General features: G+C 37.7%; 17 protein-coding genes and 1 pseudogene. 9 read left to right on the forward strand and 9 right to left on the reverse strand.

Annotation, left to right across the window (positions count from 1 at the left end; all coding sequences use genetic code 11):
• The first annotated feature begins 8 nt into the window (after positions 1-8).
• Genes tssA through M5F03_RS01690 form a run of 5 tightly spaced genes read left to right on the forward strand, consistent with a single transcriptional unit; the run spans position 9 to position 4956 of the window.
• The gene (tssA, locus tag M5F03_RS01670; RefSeq protein WP_111885477.1) at positions 9-1139 is read left to right on the forward strand and encodes a type VI secretion system protein TssA; all 1131 of its coding nucleotides are present in this window, start codon (positions 9-11) and stop codon (positions 1137-1139) included.
• A 5-nt stretch (positions 1140-1144) separates the two neighbouring features.
• A complete protein-coding gene (gene tssK / locus M5F03_RS01675) occupies positions 1145-2509 on the forward strand; it encodes a type VI secretion system baseplate subunit TssK (RefSeq protein WP_249706144.1) in 1365 nt (454 codons plus the stop codon).
• Positions 2510-2518: 9 nt separating this feature from the next.
• On the forward strand, positions 2519-3322 hold the full coding sequence (gene icmH / locus M5F03_RS01680; RefSeq protein ID WP_249706146.1) for a type IVB secretion system protein IcmH/DotU: 804 nt from the start codon (positions 2519-2521) through the stop codon (positions 3320-3322).
• A 12-nt stretch (positions 3323-3334) separates the two neighbouring features.
• A complete protein-coding gene (locus M5F03_RS01685; RefSeq protein WP_249706148.1) occupies positions 3335-4003 on the forward strand; it encodes a hypothetical protein in 669 nt (222 codons plus the stop codon).
• Positions 4000-4956, forward strand: a complete 957-nt coding sequence (locus M5F03_RS01690) for a M15 family metallopeptidase (RefSeq protein ID WP_078193371.1) — start codon at positions 4000-4002, stop codon at positions 4954-4956. The genes M5F03_RS01685 and M5F03_RS01690 overlap by 4 nt, the downstream gene beginning before the upstream one ends.
• A 43-nt stretch (positions 4957-4999) precedes the next feature.
• Here M5F03_RS01690 and M5F03_RS01695 read toward each other — a convergent pair whose 3' ends face one another.
• From M5F03_RS01695 to M5F03_RS01725, 7 genes and pseudogenes are all read right to left on the reverse strand, one after another.
• A complete protein-coding gene (locus M5F03_RS01695) occupies positions 5000-5761 on the reverse strand; it encodes an alpha/beta fold hydrolase (RefSeq protein WP_249706149.1) in 762 nt (253 codons plus the stop codon).
• A gap of 176 nt (positions 5762-5937) precedes the next feature.
• Positions 5938-6619 (reverse strand): annotated as a pseudogene (locus M5F03_RS01700) (MBL fold metallo-hydrolase); the annotation flags it as partial.
• A 218-nt stretch (positions 6620-6837) separates the two neighbouring features.
• Positions 6838-7032 carry a hypothetical protein gene (locus M5F03_RS01705; RefSeq protein ID WP_180115671.1) on the reverse strand — a complete coding sequence of 65 codons (195 nt, stop codon included), beginning with the start codon at positions 7030-7032 and terminating at the stop codon, positions 6838-6840.
• Between the two features lie 74 nt (positions 7033-7106).
• Positions 7107-7862, reverse strand: coding sequence for an ATPase (locus M5F03_RS01710; RefSeq protein WP_249706151.1), 756 nt, complete (start codon positions 7860-7862; stop codon positions 7107-7109).
• Between the two features lie 3 nt (positions 7863-7865).
• Complete coding sequence (locus M5F03_RS01715) at positions 7866-8126, reverse strand: hypothetical protein (protein WP_168379492.1); 261 nt, start codon at positions 8124-8126, stop codon at positions 7866-7868.
• A gap of 554 nt (positions 8127-8680) precedes the next feature.
• Positions 8681-9073: a hypothetical protein gene (locus M5F03_RS01720; RefSeq protein WP_249706153.1), complete on the reverse strand. Its 393-nt coding sequence runs from the start codon at positions 9071-9073 to the stop codon at positions 8681-8683.
• Positions 9074-9076: 3 nt separating this feature from the next.
• Positions 9077-9445 carry an immunity protein Imm33 domain-containing protein gene (locus M5F03_RS01725; protein ID WP_078190788.1) on the reverse strand — a complete coding sequence of 123 codons (369 nt, stop codon included), beginning with the start codon at positions 9443-9445 and terminating at the stop codon, positions 9077-9079.
• 1118 nt (positions 9446-10563) lie between these two features.
• Between M5F03_RS01725 and aroQ the strand changes: the two genes are divergently transcribed.
• The 3 genes from aroQ to accC are packed head-to-tail and all read left to right on the forward strand — an operon-like array spanning position 10564 to position 12830.
• Positions 10564-11019 carry a type II 3-dehydroquinate dehydratase gene (aroQ, locus tag M5F03_RS01730; protein ID WP_078190789.1) on the forward strand — a complete coding sequence of 152 codons (456 nt, stop codon included), beginning with the start codon at positions 10564-10566 and terminating at the stop codon, positions 11017-11019.
• Positions 11020-11034: 15 nt separating this feature from the next.
• A complete protein-coding gene (accB, locus tag M5F03_RS01735) occupies positions 11035-11451 on the forward strand; it encodes an acetyl-CoA carboxylase biotin carboxyl carrier protein (RefSeq protein ID WP_078190790.1) in 417 nt (138 codons plus the stop codon).
• 17 nt (positions 11452-11468) lie between these two features.
• Entirely contained in the window at positions 11469-12830 is a 1362-nt protein-coding gene (accC, locus tag M5F03_RS01740; protein ID WP_111885487.1) for an acetyl-CoA carboxylase biotin carboxylase subunit, read from the forward strand.
• A gap of 70 nt (positions 12831-12900) precedes the next feature.
• On the opposite strand, the gene M5F03_RS01745 is transcribed toward accC, so the two are convergent.
• On the reverse strand, positions 12901-13383 hold the full coding sequence (locus tag M5F03_RS01745) for a hypothetical protein (protein WP_078190792.1): 483 nt from the start codon (positions 13381-13383) through the stop codon (positions 12901-12903).
• A 299-nt stretch (positions 13384-13682) separates the two neighbouring features.
• On the opposite strand from M5F03_RS01745, the gene M5F03_RS01750 reads away from it, so the two are divergent.
• Positions 13683-15065, forward strand: coding sequence for a GGDEF domain-containing protein (locus M5F03_RS01750; RefSeq protein ID WP_249706155.1), 1383 nt, complete (start codon positions 13683-13685; stop codon positions 15063-15065).
• 24 nt (positions 15066-15089) lie between these two features.
• On the opposite strand, the gene M5F03_RS01755 is transcribed toward M5F03_RS01750, so the two are convergent.
• Positions 15090-16250, reverse strand: a complete 1161-nt coding sequence (locus tag M5F03_RS01755) for an MFS transporter (RefSeq protein WP_249706156.1) — start codon at positions 16248-16250, stop codon at positions 15090-15092.
• Between the last annotated feature and the right edge of the window lie 3 nt (positions 16251-16253).

Genomic DNA, 16253 nt, shown 5'->3' on the forward strand with positions numbered 1-16253 from the left:
TGTAGAATATGAGTTTAGAGCTCGACGCTTTATTGCAACCGATTACGGATGATTTACCTTGCGGTAGTGATTTTTCATTTTCAAATGATTTTCATGCAATTAAAAAAGCTAAAACACAAGATGACCCGCTCTTGGATCAAGGCGACTGGATCGCAGAACCAAAACAGGCAGATTGGGGCTTTGTGCACCAAAAATCGTCAGATCTACTTCGCGAACATACAAAAGATATTCGCTTATATGGTTGGTTGCTTGAAGCGTGGACTCACATTCATGGTTTCGAAGGGATTGCCAAAGGGATTGAACTTACACAAAAAAGTTTGCAAGACTTTTGGCTACAACTTCATCCTGAAATTGAAGATGATGACCTTGATCAACGTCTAGGTTTATTACAAGGGATAATTAATCAAATCCCAACATTAATTAAATCAGTTTCAATCGTTCATGGCGCGGTAGCTTATTCCCTATCCGACTATGATCGACTACTTCATGTTCAAAACCAAAGACGTAAATCCAACCATGAAGATGATGATCAAGAAGAGTCTTTTAATGGTATGGAACAGTTTGAACATGCCTTGTTCAATACGTCAAAATCAATTCAATACCAGTATTACCAACAGTTTTTAGATATTTTAAACCATTGGGAAAACTTAAAAACGACTCTTGATGATTTGATGGGTTTAGATGCGCCAAGCTTTGCTGGCATTGACTCTCAAATCGAAATGATTCACTTGAGCTTAAAAAAAATCTATAAAGCAGATGCTTTTATCAATTCATCGAGCGCTGAACAGGTTCAATCAAATTCTCCAATTGAAAGCCAGACACTTTCCACTGTAACTTCCGTGCAGAATGATATGCAAATAATACAACAACAGCATACACAGCAGTTTAAACCTCAAGTGCAAAATCATCTTGAAAATCGTGAACAAGCCATGAAAGTCTTGCAAGATATTGCTGACTATTTTCAAGTGAATGAGCCGCATAGCCCTGTCAGTTATATGCTGCAAAAAACCATTAAATGGTCACAAATGCCTCTACATGAATGGTTAACTCATGTGATTAAGGATGAAAACCCTCTTGAAGCTGTACAAGAAATGTTAGGTGTTCAGCAACAAAGTAATGAATCGAATAGCGACTGGTAAAAACAATGTTTAAAGCAGAAAAAATTTTATGGGGTGAAGGATTATTTTTACGCCCGCAACACTTTCAATTACAAGATGCTTATCATGAACAGCGTTTAAACCATACGGTTCGCGCAACAATACCGTTCGCTTATGGTATTCAAAGTTTAATTTTTGATGAATCACAACTCAGTACCAATACTTTGGCTTTGAATAAAGTTGAAATGATTTGGCAAGATGGCGAGATTTATCAAGCACCTGCACAAGACTTATTACCAGAGCCTGTACTACTTGATTCATTAAATTTACGCGGTGAAATGCAAATTTATTTAGCATTACCAATCGTTCAACCGAATAAACGAAACGTCAATTTTGAAGAAAATACCCAATCGAGTCGCTATCATTCACATTTGACTGAAACTCATGATTTGTTTACAGATGCAACGGCTGCTGAAATTACCTTATTACGCCGCCGTGCAGAGTTCAAAATCTTTGAATTAGGCCAAGAACCACAGCACAATCTTGATGGTTTTCTTTATATGCCTATAGGCCGAATCAAGCGCCAAAGTTCAGGTAATTTTATTTTAGATTATCAATTTATCCCACCAATATTACATATTAGTTCGTGTGATTCGCTGATTACTGGGCTTAAACGAACGCTCAATATCATCAAAGCTAAAATTAAAACCATTCAATCAAACAATCGTGAAAACGAACAAAAGTTAATTGAATTCCGTTCAGGCGATATCGTGTCATTTTGGTTGGTTAATGCGCTAAATACTGCGCATGCAACCCTAAATCATTTGTTGCAATATCCACTGATTCATCCTGAACGTTTATATTTTGAATTATTACGTCTGACAGGTTCCTTACTCACCTTCTCTACAGCTTACGAAGTAGATCAGCTTCCACAGTATCAACATCATAATTTGCAAGAAAGTTTTGCTCAATTAGATGTGATTTTACGTGAGTTGCTCGATACGATTATTTCAAATCGATATATCAGTATTAACTTGAAAGAAACGCGTCAATCCTACTGGGTGGGCAGCCTTGAAAGTGACAAAATTACTCGCGATTCTCGCCTGTATTTAGCTGTTTCAAGTAGTGTTATGCCTACACATGACATTATTTCTTATGTACCGCTGCGCTTTAAAGTCGGTAATACCGTTGATGTTGAACAGCGTGTCATGGCGGCATTACCGGCTGTGCCATTGCAACATATGATGCAAGTGCCAACAGCAATTCCAGTTCGTTCAGGTGTGAGTTATTTTGAAGTTGAGCCAAATAATGATTTGTATCAGCGTATGCTTGATTCTGAATCGATCTGCGTTTACATACCAGCTGGCTTCCAAGATATCTCGATTGAACTTATTGCTGTGATGAATGGTTAAGGAGCAATCATGAATATTTCAAATAATGCCCCTTCACTTTTTGACGATGGTCAAATAGGATTAGGCTCTTCAAAACCAAGTACTGAACCGAAAATCAACAGTTCAACCAATTTAGTTGATCTACTGCATGATGGGTTTTACATTGTTTTCTTACTCAAAAATCAATATGTTCCATCCAGCCCTGAAAGTTTCAGGACAAAAATTATGGATCTATTAAACCGATTTGAAAGCCAAGCCCGTAAGCTTCAATTCAGCAATGAAGATATCACGGACGCAAAATATGCCTATTGCGCTTTATTAGATGAAACCATTGTCACCCAACAAGATGCACGCTTTTTTGATTTACAAAACAATTGGATGATGAATCCATTGCAATTAAATCTTTTTGGTTCACAGCTTGCGGGTTACCGCTTTTTTGAAAATTTAGAGCAAATTCGTTCTAAGAATAAAGATCGTTTAGCAGCACTTGAAGTTTATCATTACTGCATGCTCCTTGGTTTTCATGGTAAATACCGACTTGAATCGATTGAAATGCTCAATTCACTCGTTGCACGTGTCGGTGATGAAATTGATTATATGAAAGGTAAAAAGGCGTTTTCGCCTTTCGCGGCACTGCCGGATCAAATTAAAAATATTATTCACCGTGAATTACCATTTTTTTGGATCATTATCTTTTGGGCATTGTTTGCTGTATTAGCATTTGGTGGACTGAAATATATGTTATCCAGCCAAAATAATCAGGCGTTATCACAATATCAAAATGTCATAACTGCACCATCGGAACAGGCTTATATCACCATTCATTTACCATAAGACTTAGACACCATGGCAAACGAAAAATCGAATAACGTTAGAATTTTACAGTCGACTCAAAAGAATAATTTACCGCCTTTAGCTCATGCTGCGATTGGCTTTCTTGTTGGTGCAGCGGTCATTATTGTTGTTGGCCTGGGATATTTTTATCTAAGTTCTGACGATCAGCCTGCAAATGCAGAAATGACTACGTCTGCCCCAACTGAAGATAAAGCTGAAACTGAAGCATCCACTGCACCCCGTCAAAGCGAAATTAAGCAAGCTTCATCTGAAACAGCGCCGCAAACCGTTCATGCAACTGAAGAAAAAGATCCTGATAATGGTTTATATTCGAATGATTTAGCTACCGCTTTCAATCATGGCAATACGGCTAAAGTGACTCAGCCTGTTCAAGCTGTAGCGAATAACCGTTCACCTTTTGAAATTACCCAACCGCAGCGCCCTGTTGTAGCTGCTACAACAACCGTTAAGCAACATATTCCAACTACATTAGTAAAACCAAAAGCTGCGCCAACAACAGCTAAGGTGACCAAACCTACAGAGCCTTCTACGAAAGCAGCAAAAGAAGAACACTTTGAAGAACCGATGGGTGGAACGCAAATTTCTGAAACTAAACGTCCGAAAGTGGTTGCTGCAACAAACACTGCTAATGCGACTGTGAGCGCTACAGTTTCCCCATGATCATCTTTTTGGTTAGTTGTTTCTTTGTCTTAGCACTGGTGACAGTGCTTTGTTTTTCTTATGAACTCAGAGTTAAAGTTCAGGATTTTTTCTTTCAAATCATTCCACAAAGTAAAAAAAGAATTCAGCACGCCAAAAATTTTGCTTATGAACTGAACTATGCAGCAGCACCGCAACAAATTCAATCACACTGGCATTTACAACAATGGTGGATTTTATTTGCAGGCTTCTTACTGTTTGCCAGTATTTTATTATTTGCTTTTACTCGCCCGATTACTGCAAGTAAAGTGGAAGCTGATTATTTGCGTAAAGTCGACCCACAAATTTACGCCATGCTTGATGGACAGGTTTTAGATGCGCCTCCTGAGGTTGAAGAATATCTTGTTCAAGAAGCGATCGCTGAAGAAGCAGCAATGATTGAGCAGCCATCTGTAATGGCATCAAGCTTTAACCCAGAAGTTCAAGATATCCATACGCATTCATACTCTACGGATGTACCTTCAGCAGATCGTAAATGGCATAAAATGAACCCTCGTTATAAGCAGCGCTTATTAATGGTGTTTAAAATCATGCGTGAACAGCATGGTTATGAAATGGTTTTGCTTGAAGGTTATCGTAGTCCTGAACGTCAAAATAATTTAGCTACTAATAAGAATACAACTCGTGCCAGAGGCTTCCAAAGTTATCATCAATTTGGGTTAGCAGCCGATGTCGCCTTTAAACGCAATGGTAAAGTGGTCATTACTGAACGAGACCCTTGGGCTATGCGTGGTTATCAACTTTATGGTCAAGCCGCTGAGTCTGTCGGTTTAACATGGGGCGGACGCTGGAAATCTATTCAAGATTATGGTCATACAGAATATCGAATGCCAGGGCTGAAAAAAACAGCAGAGATGGCTGCATTACTCACGTCTGAAGGTCAACTTCAAGCCAATAATATTTCGATTGAATAATTTCGATGTTGTGCCTTCAGAATATCAGTGAAGGCACACTGTATTATTCTAGATAATTTTGTATTTCTTCTACAACTTTAGCTGTTTTTTCAGCATGTAACCAATGGCCTGCGCCTTCTACCTCAACAATTTTCGCTTGTGGAAATTGGTGTTCTATAGCCTTAGTATGTTCCGCTTTTGAAATATAAGGTGACTCTCCACCTTTGAGGAACAATACAGGCTGTTGCCAAATATTTCCGATATTTTCCCAACCAATAATTTGGTCATACTGTTGATACAACGCATCTACATTAAACAACCATTGTCCTTTACTAAACGACTTGAGTAGAAACTGTATCACCATATCCGAATGAATATACTCACGCATAATTTCAACCGCTTCTTGTCTAGATTGAATTTGCGCATTATTTACGGCGATCAATGCTTTAAAAATTTCATCATGATGACGTTCTTGATATGCAAAGGGCGCGATATCCAATACAACAAGTTGCTCTACCCGCTCTGAGATTAAAGCCAATTGCATTGCGACCTTGCCTCCCATGGAATGGCCAATCACTGAAAACTTATCGATGCCAATCGCATCTAATGTTTCGAGTACATCGTTTGCCATCTCACGATAATTCATTTCTGTACTTTGAGGTGATTTACCATGATTTCGTAAATCAAGCTGAATGACAGAATGTGAATTTTGAAAAGCTCTGGCAAGCATCCCTAAGTTACTGAGGCTGCCAAATAAACCGTGAATAAAGACTAGCGGGTACGTTTCGCCTTCTAATTTTTGATGATATTCGTAATTTAGGATCATTTTTGAATACTTTGCGATGTTGACATTATGATGCCTAGTTGATGGAATGAAATCAAATGACAGTTAAAATTTATTACCCTTACTTAGGCTATTTGTATGTGTCAAATATTTAAATTGCTTAGGCTATTTTTAAAAATGAAATAGCCAACCGCATTCAACCTAAAAGATCTTTGTCTTTAATTTGCAGATTTAAAGTGATTAAAAGGAATTTTTAAATAGCGGATACCATTCCCTTCTGGTTTTGGAAATTTACCTGCATCCATATTGATTTGTATGGTAGGTAAAATGAGTTTGGGCATAGCCAAATTTGCGTCACGCTGAGTTCGCATTGTAACAAAATCTTCTTTTTCGTATCAACGTGGATATGAATATTCTGCTGTTTTTGTGCATGCACACTGCTTTCGCAGCAGTATTTTGACCGGTTTTCTGGTAAATAGTCATGACATAAAAACACGCGCATTTCAGGTGCTAACTGATAAATCTTTTGTACAGAGTCGAATAATTCTGCCGCACTACCCTTGGGAAAATCACAGCGTGTGTGCCATAATCAGGCATAAATAAGGTATCACCGACAAACACAGCATCACCAACAACAACATAGCTCAGACAAGCAGGTGTATGTCCAGGCGTTGGAATGTTATAGGCATTTAACTCACCGATTTTAAATGCCTCATGATCTGCAAATAAATAATCAAAAGACTGATGTGAATTAAAATATTTCACATCAAAATTATAAATGGCGCTGAATGTTTCCTGCACAATCTTGATGTTATGGCTCATCGCAATTTTACCACCAAGAACTTGTTTTAAATATTGAGAAGCGGTTAAGTGATCTGCGTGCACATGCGTTTCTAAAATCTATTATATACTTAGGCTATTTTATTGAAGTAACCAACTGCCGCCAGTCTAAATATTCATTCTGACATGCCTTTCCTGATTGAAAAATTCAACGTTTCAAGAGTGTTTGATTAATTTATTTAGAAATAATTTATAAACTTGAAAAATCACGAAATATATCCTTGGAGATTTTTCAATATAGGCTGTTTATTATGAAGTTAATTGAAATAATAGATAATTTATAGATCAATACTGATATCGCTGAGTGCATCGCTCACCCACATTAAAGCATCTGAACCCAATTCTATAATATTCGAACCAATTTCAGCTAAGTCAGTCAAATCTAGAGAAGATAAAGGATCAGATGATGTACTATTTTTTTGCTGTTCTTGTTCAACTTGCGGCTCAATGGCTTGATCAAGATGAGTTTGCATGTTGTTGTAATTTATAGTCGTTATTTTGCATAGGTTCATCCTGTTATTTTGTTTTATATTATATTCAGTTGATATTAATTTGGCTCAAACTCTTTAAGCACCTTATCTACAAACCACCACGGTAAACGCTGAATACCTGAATTCATCTTTAAAATTTCAGCCTGTTCAATTTCCGCAATGAAAGAAGCATGCTGTCCATCGGCAGAGTTATCAAATAAATAACTTCGATCCGTTGCTTCTACCGCCTGCATTAACAAATCCATACTTCGATAATAACGTTCGCGAATTTTTTGTTCTGGAACACCATGTCCACCCGTTTTTACGCGGTACTGAACACGTGAAATATTGATAACAGGATCAATAGTGGAAACATAATACAGATAGGTTTTAAAGCTTTTTCTTTTTGCTTCGCGTAGAAATTCTACCTTGGAAATATGGGACATCACCGTTTCAAAGGTAAAACTAATTTTTAGCTCTAAAAACTGTAAACGAATGTAATCGATAATTCTTGCACAAAGATATGAGTCAATCTGGTCTGGATGAAATTCTATTTTCCACGGATCTAATATCTGCGGTTTTCGTGCTAATAGAGGAATTAATGCTCCATTCGCGGGACGTTTTTTCGTATCGAGAAAGTCAATTAATTCTTCTGATTTTAAAGCGGGATGGTAATCCAACAAATTGAGCCGGTGTGAATGTTTCAGTTGAGCTTCGAGTTCATCCACATTTAAATATGCCCCAATATGATGGGGCAATAAATATTCTTTAACTGTGCTTTTACCTGAACCATTTGGACCCGCGAACATTCTAATGCGAGGTTGTGGAGGCATGTATTAAACAATTTCCTCTATTTTCTTTTTACGTTTTAAAATTTTAGGTAGATCATCCACTTGTACAAAGTCGGCTGATACATCTTTTATTTGTACTTCTTGACCATTTTGCAGACGTTGAACCAGTTGTAGACCTTTTACATAAACCACAGTGGATGACGCACTTGCTTGTTCAAAAGCATGACGAAATGCATGGATAGCAAGGCTCGGGATCATATCATCCTCATATTGGCTTGCTTTCATTACTGAAGTATAAGCTGTCATGTAAACAACTCCTCAAACATCAAAAATAATGTGTTCAATTATCTTATCATACTTGCAATATTTGTCTATTTATCCATCACTCATACCGAGAGTGAAATAATAAAAATACAAAGTGATTTAATCATTTGACTGTATTCCTCGAACCAAACTGCACATATGAGTCAATGTATGAGGATGCCACATCATGAATAATTTAAATTTTATCCAAATTCGATTTATAATCTGATTAAGCATTTAATTTTTCACAAAAAAATAGCCACTTATTCAGTGGCCAAAAGAGAACGACATCAACAAGTTGATGTATTAGTACTGATCTATGCAACAGGACCAGGGATGTTTGTTGCATATAAATCGTTCTAACTTGATCATAATAATGTGATGGACTTATCATTTTAAGCATATTTTATATCATTTCCTGACAATCTAAATGCATCTATAGTGAATAATGCTGTAATAATTTTGAAATATCAGATTATTTAGAGTTTTGAAAAATAGAACAAAATGAAAGAAAGTGAGACTAGAGTTTAAAAAAGAAGAAAAATTTATGTCTAAATTTATTTTGCAGGACTCGAACAAAACGCACTTTCGTTTAAGCCAGATGACTGCATACTCTGTAGCTGTTGTTGTAAATAGTGCTGTGAAGCCACTTGCATTAGATTGGCCATTTCAAGAGCTAAATTTTGCTGAGAAATTTCTAATATCTGTCGATATGCATTCAATCTTAAACAAAACGCTTGATTTTGCTGCTGACCCGTTGCAGTAGATGCAGGATCATCCAAAATAGCTTTGGTTGAATTAATTTGCTCAGTATATGCTTTTATCTGAGCATTATATTCAGCTTGAGTCAGTTGTCGAGTAACCGCTTCATTCACATTTGCATATGCTACAGAAGCAGTAAACACAGAGAAAATAAGGACATAAAGTTTATACATCAACGGAGAATGCATAAATTAAGCCTCATCACCTTCTTTCCAGACATCTTCATAATCATCAGCATCGATCATAAAACGATAGCCTACATCCAAAGCTAAATACGGTAGCACTTCAGGCACAACATCTTGCAGTTTACGCACAGTCATTGTTTCAAAGTTATCTGCGCCTTCAAGCTCACCACCATAAATATACCAACTGACATTTTCATCACCTTCTGCAGGCTTACGAATACCAACAATTGGATCTTTATTTAAGGTATGAACCGCCACCGCAATTACATCATCGCCCTGCACTTCTACATATGCGGAACCCACTTCTTCACATAAAAGCTTTTGTTCTGCAATCAATTCTGCCAAAGGTGATGAATTTTGCGTATGTTTTGCCATGTTTGTTCTCAGGCCATATAGGTTTCGGGCATTCTACCGTGAATTACACTTATATAGATAAATTTTTTCCGCGGGAAAGCATTCGAGCCTTGTTTTATCAATTCATTTATAGAAAAAGACTCAATGCGGTAGATTCCACCTAAAAGTATAAACAAGAAGAAAGGAAACTTATTCAACACATATACCGCTAAAACACAGTAATAGACGAATAAAAAATAGAATCAGCATGCAAACAGCAAGCTTCTTTACCACCACAGATTTAACTTTTGCCAATACCTGTACAAATTTGGACAAATACCCGATTTTCCAAACTTACATGATTTATGAAAGAAATCGTCAATGCCTTGCACGTTTCATAGATTCAAAACACTGACTAGAAAATACACAGGATGGTTAATACGCTTATATATAGGTCTATAAAGTATGACTTAGCTAGGCAATAAATGTTCATCATATCTAAAGCTGCCTACTTATAAGGAAATGCTCCCATAGAATATTCAATTCACTGAGGCAAACAAAATATCTAGCGTGAGCCCTATCATTTATGAAAACCTTTTATTGGCCTAGAAATATGCTTTATAAACCATAAAAAAATTAACTATCTTTTAGTTTTTATATACTTAGCATACAAAGCTGATTTATTATTTCAAATAACTCGATTGAAAACTGAGAACAATTTAGATTCCTTTACACTCGAAATAAGTTAAACCTTAGAATTTTTTAAGTCGCTGTATAAATACCATCTTTACGGCTATGCATGCTTAGGCTGTTCAACTAAAGATCTATAAGGTGGATACACAAATCAGCACACCTTTTAGATCATTCGCACTGGTTATTGCTAAACGTACGCACCACGATAAAGCAAGTTTACACAAAAAATATCAAAAGTTTTAGCCAATTGGGTTTAAAATGATGTCCTACAATATAATGATAAAAATGTAATCTTTTAACATTGCCAATTCTCTGCAAAGTTTGCATTATATAGCCCATTCTCGGCACATGCTTTTCACGTCAATTCAAAGAAATTATAAAAAAAATGTGGAATTTTATGCCATAATGAGCAAACTTTGCAGGTATCTTGCAAAGTAAATTTGCAACTTTTTATTGGAGCAGGCTGAATGAGCTCGACCATTTTGGTCATTCATGGACCGAATCTCAACTTACTGGGAAAACGTGAACCCGAAGTTTATGGCTATCTGACACTTGAAGATATCAACCAAAAACTGATTTCACAGGCTCAAAACGCTTCCATTTCTCTCGACACTTTCCAAAGTAATTGGGAAGGCGCTGTCGTCGACCGAATTCATCAAGCGCAACAAGAAGGCGTTCAATTCATCATTATTAACCCAGCAGCCCTAACACATACTTCGGTTGCTGTGCGTGATGCCCTTCTTGGTGTAGCCATTCCGTTTATCGAAGTACATCTATCAAATGTCCACGCTCGCGAAGCATTTAGACATCACTCCTATCTATCTGATAAAGCCGTTGGCGTTATTTGTGGTTTAGGTGCAAAAGGCTATGCCGCAGCACTAGACTTCGCCATCGAAAAAATTCAACCAACTTCTCAATCTTAATTAGGAATACTGTTCATGGATATCCGTAAAATCAAGAAACTCATCGATTTGATGATTGAATCTGACTTACAGGCGATTGAAGTTAAAGAAGGCGATCAATCTATCGCTCTAACTCGTCGCAATCCAGTTGTTGCTGCCGCTGCGCCTGCTATGGCTGCTCCCGCCGCTGCACCTGCTGCACCTCGTTCACCACGTGGTGCTGTTGAGCCGTCTCCTATGGTTGGTGTGTTCTATGCTGCGCCAAATCCAGGTGAAGCACCATTTGTTAAAGTTGGTCAAACTGTATCTGCTGGTGAAACACTCGGTATCATCGAAGCAATGAAAATCATGAACCCAATTGAAGCAACTCAAAGCGGTGTGATTGAAGAAATTTTGGTTAAAAATGGCGAAGTGATCCAATTCGGTCAACCATTATTCCGCTATCGCGCTTAAGACCACGGGGAATCACAATGTTGCAAAAAGTTTTAATTGCAAACCGTGGTGAGATTGCGCTCCGCATCACCCGCGCTTGCAAAACTTTAGGAATTAAAACCGTAGGGATTTATTCCGATGCCGACAAAGACCTAATGCACTTACGCTTCTGTGACGAAGCTGTGTGCATTGGACCAGGTGCCAGCAGCGAAAGTTATCTCAATATCCCTGCCATTATTACAGCGGCTGAAATCACCGGTGCAGATGCCATCCATCCAGGTTATGGTTTCTTATCTGAAAACGCTGAGTTTGCTGAAATTGTAGAAAACTCAGGTTTTATCTTTATCGGTCCGCGTCCTGAACACATTCGCTTAATGGGGAACAAAGTTTCTGCCATTATTGCGATGAAAAAAGCTGGTGTACCGACTGTTCCGGGTTGTGACCATGCTGTAACGATTCACAATGCATTGGCAGAAGCCAAAGAAATTGGATTTCCATTGATCGTAAAAGCTGCCTCTGGTGGTGGTGGTCGTGGTATGCGTATCGTTGAACGTGTAGACACGCTACTCGAATCTGTACAAGCTGCTCAACGTGATGCGGAAATGTGGTTTGGTGACGACACCGTTTATATGGAACGTTTCCTTCAAAAGCCACGCCATGTCGAAGTGCAAGTTCTTGCAGATGGTAATGGCCATGCAATTCACCTTTATGATCGTGACTGTTCATTGCAACGTCGCCATCAAAAAGTGCTTGAAGAAGCGCCTGCACCGGGTTTACCTGAAGAAGCACGTGCGCATATTCTTGAAGCATGTGTAAATGCTTGTAAATTAATGCAATACCGTGGTGCTGGTACATTTGAGTTCTTATTTGAAGAAGGTGAATTCTTCTTTATTGAAATGAATACTCGTGTACAAGTAGAACATCCTGTTACTGAGCAAGTAACTGGTGTGGATATTATCGAGCAACAATTACGCATTGCTGCTGGCTTAGGTTTGGATCTTCAACAAGAAGATATTCAACTTAAAGGTCATGCGATTGAATGTCGTATTAATGCAGAAGATCCATCTACATTTATGCCTTCACCGGGCAAAATCGATCATTTCTATGCACCGGGCGGCGCAGGTATCCGACTAGATTCTCATATCTATCAAGGATATAGTATCCCGCCATACTATGATTCAATGATTGCAAAACTCATTGCGCATGGTAAAGATCGTGAAACCTCTATTGCGCGCATGAAACAAGCTCTAGAAGAGATTATCTTAACTGGCGTGAAAACCAATATTCCGCTACATAAAGATTTGATTCTTCAAGATAAAAATTTCTGCGAACAAGCTATGGATATTCACTATCTTGAAAAGCATTTATTGAAGAAAGTCGAAGGACATGAAGATAAATAAATCTTCAGCGTCAAAAAAACCACTCAAATGAGTGGTTTTTTATTTTCATAAGAAAGATCTATAGTCATGCTTAAGGCAAAACTCGACGCAATGTCGCAAAACACTGCTGAGCCTGATCATTGGCACAGAAATTAATAACCGATGGACTTTTCCACTTTACAAAATACTGTGAAATTTCGCCGGTTTGATCTTGAATATTGCCCGAACAATCCATCTGATTATTGTCATATTTCACTTGCAAAATCAGTGCTGGAATTTGCACATTCGGATCTTGCGCGGGTTGATAGTCATATACCCCAGATGACCACTCTTCACCGCTTTTGATTACAACATCATTATTACTTTTAAAATTATAATATTCAACGCACTTTTTATTGGTCGGAATTTCCATACCCCATAAGCCGACCAATTCAGAACGTGTTGTCACCCTAAAGCTATTCACCGCTTCAACTTGATTTTTAGCCTCTGAATTTTGAGTTGTATTCTTATTATCTGCCGCCATCACCAACGATGAACTCAACATGAGTAAAACTGTAAGATATGCTATTTTCATACATTTAATCAGTCATATAAATCATGCTCTTAAAGTAACACATTTTTTTACAAATCCGCGGTTTATCACATTTTCATAACAATCATTTTTCCTATTTATCCAAAAAATCAATCTCGGTTAACGAAACTACAAATCAGCTAAATGCCAAACAAATCACACTATTTACAATAAAATAATATAAAATCTTTTTTATCGTTTAATATACGAAAAAAACGAATTCTCCCATATTTAACCTAGGCTTACATAAGCTAATGAAACTGCATTCGAATAGTCTTGCTCCGCTTAATGCACGCCACAGCATGGCTTTTGTAATAGTCGCTGCAGTTATTCTTTGCTGCTGCTTAATCGGTATTTTCACCCGCCCATTAAGCTATTTAGCGATTTTTTGGCCTGCGAATGCAGTATTGTTAGCAATATTCTTAAGGTTCCCTAAACTGAGTAATCTGGGAGGATGGTTAGGTGCATTTACCGGTTATATGCTCGCAGATTTAGTGACGGGCAATTATTTCCAACTCACTTTATTTCTCACTTTTTCAAACTTAACCAACAGCATGGTATCGCTATTTTTTATGCGATATTTTCAGGTGAACTATCAAAACTATAATAAAGGTTTCACCTTTCTGACCATGATTGTCATCATCGCCTGTGGTGGATGCCTTGCAGGTGCTCTTTTTGCTATTTTCACCGTGCCTTATATCCCCAACACGTTTATGTCGACCGATAGATTATCGATTGATTTTGGTATGTGGTGGATTACTGAAATATTAAATGCGCTGATTATATTACCGCTTATTCTATCTTTTCCTAAACTGGCCGATCTTAAACTTTATTTCAAAGATCGACGTCATCAAAGCTTTCAGATCAATAAAATATTTCCGGCAATTGCAGTTGTCTTCTGTGTATTTTTAACAGCCGTTTCTGCAGGTCCAGGGGCAATTCTCTACCCTTTAGCGGCTCTAATTTGGGCAGCATTAACCTATCGCTTATTTACCTTATCCCTAATTAATGCCGTGGTAATTTTAGCGACCTATTACAATTTAAATGCGTTCTACTTACACGATTCTTCATTAGCCTATTTATCGACAGCAATTTCAGTTCGTATTGGCCTAGCCATGCTGATTCTCTCGCCGTTGATTCTTTGTATTATTAGCCGAAATCGGCACGAACTATATAAAGAGGTTTTATACCTTGCAAATCATGATAGTTTAACGCATGCGATGAATCGTCGATATTTTTTCGAGCAAGGTGAGCTTTACCTACAAAACCAAATTCAGCTTAACTTTTCCATTATCATGATAGATATTGATCATTTTAAAAAATTGAATGATCAATATGGGCATTATGTCGGTGACCAAGTTTTACAAGAATTTTCGAGCGTTGTGCGTAAGAATTTACGTGAAACAGATTTATTTGCACGTATTGGTGGTGAAGAGTTTAGTATATTACTCACGAACATTGCAGCACCTGAAGCTCAAGGTATTGCTGAGCGTATCCGAAAAGTCGTTGAAACTACGCCTATCATCATTGATGAACAAAATACGATTTATATTACGGTGAGTATTGGTCTGATTCATCAGTCTTTGCCCAATGCTCCAAGTTTGCAAAGTATGATTAATCAAGCCGATCAGGCATTATATCAAGCTAAAGAACTCGGCCGTAATCAAGTGATTTTAGTCCATTGAGACTTTTCAATATACTGAATTGTTTCAAGCTGGCTTTTGGTTCGTTTTAGGCAAGCCCACGACCAAAAACATGGCAGGTATAACCGCCAGTCCTGCGATCATAAAAATAACGGGTCCCGAAAGCATGTCCCAATATCGACCTGCTAAAATACTGCCACTCGCAACACCTAAGCCCCACATGGTACTGTATAGCGCTTGACCACGCCCTTGTTGACTTGCGGTAAAATTTTGAAAAATGATTCGCATAGCGATTAAGTGGAATAATCCAAAACTAAAGGCATGAATCGTTTGCGCAGCAAATTGAGTGATAAACACCGTCGGATATAAGCCTACAATCAACCATCGCATCCCTGTTAGCCCCAAACAAATGAGCACTAAGTTACGCCAAGAATATCGATTAAAAAAGACATTGGCATAGGCAAACATAATGATTTCCGCAATGACTCCGACAGACCATAAAAAACCGATTTGGCTCGTCGAAAAATCAGCCTGCATAAGGTAATTGCTATAAAAACTATAAAACGGTGCATGCGAAAAGAGCAGAAAAAATTCAATGATAAAAAAACTCGCTACAACTGGTCGTTTTAAGATAGGCCAAAGTGGTTCAAGTTTTTTCTGTGAAGATGGTGCAGTAGCGGGCTCTTTAATCGTAAATGACCAAATAAATGCGAGAAATGCAATGCATAACAACATGATAGGCAGCATTGAAACAGGTATTATTTCTAGCAAAGCCCCAATTCCAAATACCCCAACAATGAAGCCAACTGATCCCCATTTTCTGACTTTTCCATAAAGTTCTGCACGCCGCTCAGCTAACCAAAATAAAGTTACTCCTTCAAACTGAGCCAAAATAGCATTTTGAAAGAAACTAAAAACCAGCATGAGTAATGCAACAGATTGAAAACTGTTGGGAATTATAAAAATCAGAAACCAAATACAGGCTTCTATCCATGTTGCGATTCGAACTAAAAGCATGCGCTTGCCGGATTTATCTGCAATCCACCCCCAAATAAACGGTGCAAAAAAACGTGTGACAATTGCAATCGAAGATAAAATACCTATTTCTTGATAATTAAACCCTTGATCCTCTAGATACAAACTCCAATACGGCATGAATGTACCCACTATTGAATAATAGAAAAAGTAGAATCCACCTAGTTTTGTTTGGATTGGAATTGATTGCATTTG

It is taken from the genome of Acinetobacter amyesii (genome assembly GCF_023499985.1).
In the GTDB taxonomy this organism is placed as follows: Bacteria; Pseudomonadota; Gammaproteobacteria; order Pseudomonadales; family Moraxellaceae; genus Acinetobacter; species Acinetobacter amyesii.

Coding starts and splice junctions, on each gene's coding strand:
- M5F03_RS01750 (WP_249706155.1), top strand. CDS start 13,683: ATGGCTTTTGTAATAGTCGCTGCAGTTATTCTTTGCTGCTGCTTAATC.
- M5F03_RS01720 (WP_249706153.1), bottom strand. CDS start 9,073: ATGCATTCTCCGTTGATGTATAAACTTTATGTCCTTATTTTCTCTGTG.
- M5F03_RS01705 (WP_180115671.1), bottom strand. CDS start 7,032: ATGCAAACTCATCTTGATCAAGCCATTGAGCCGCAAGTTGAACAAGAA.
- M5F03_RS01690 (WP_078193371.1), top strand. CDS start 4,000: ATGATCATCTTTTTGGTTAGTTGTTTCTTTGTCTTAGCACTGGTGACA.
- M5F03_RS01745 (WP_078190792.1), bottom strand. CDS start 13,383: ATGAAAATAGCATATCTTACAGTTTTACTCATGTTGAGTTCATCGTTG.
- M5F03_RS01710 (WP_249706151.1), bottom strand. CDS start 7,862: ATGCCTCCACAACCTCGCATTAGAATGTTCGCGGGTCCAAATGGTTCA.
- tssA (WP_111885477.1), top strand. CDS start 9: ATGAGTTTAGAGCTCGACGCTTTATTGCAACCGATTACGGATGATTTA.
- M5F03_RS01725 (WP_078190788.1), bottom strand. CDS start 9,445: ATGGCAAAACATACGCAAAATTCATCACCTTTGGCAGAATTGATTGCA.
- accB (WP_078190790.1), top strand. CDS start 11,035: ATGGATATCCGTAAAATCAAGAAACTCATCGATTTGATGATTGAATCT.
- M5F03_RS01715 (WP_168379492.1), bottom strand. CDS start 8,126: ATGACAGCTTATACTTCAGTAATGAAAGCAAGCCAATATGAGGATGAT.
- icmH (WP_249706146.1), top strand. CDS start 2,519: ATGAATATTTCAAATAATGCCCCTTCACTTTTTGACGATGGTCAAATA.
- M5F03_RS01695 (WP_249706149.1), bottom strand. CDS start 5,761: ATGATCCTAAATTACGAATATCATCAAAAATTAGAAGGCGAAACGTAC.
- M5F03_RS01685 (WP_249706148.1), top strand. CDS start 3,335: ATGGCAAACGAAAAATCGAATAACGTTAGAATTTTACAGTCGACTCAA.
- M5F03_RS01755 (WP_249706156.1), bottom strand. CDS start 16,250: ATGCAATCAATTCCAATCCAAACAAAACTAGGTGGATTCTACTTTTTC.
- aroQ (WP_078190789.1), top strand. CDS start 10,564: ATGAGCTCGACCATTTTGGTCATTCATGGACCGAATCTCAACTTACTG.
- accC (WP_111885487.1), top strand. CDS start 11,469: ATGTTGCAAAAAGTTTTAATTGCAAACCGTGGTGAGATTGCGCTCCGC.
- tssK (WP_249706144.1), top strand. CDS start 1,145: ATGTTTAAAGCAGAAAAAATTTTATGGGGTGAAGGATTATTTTTACGC.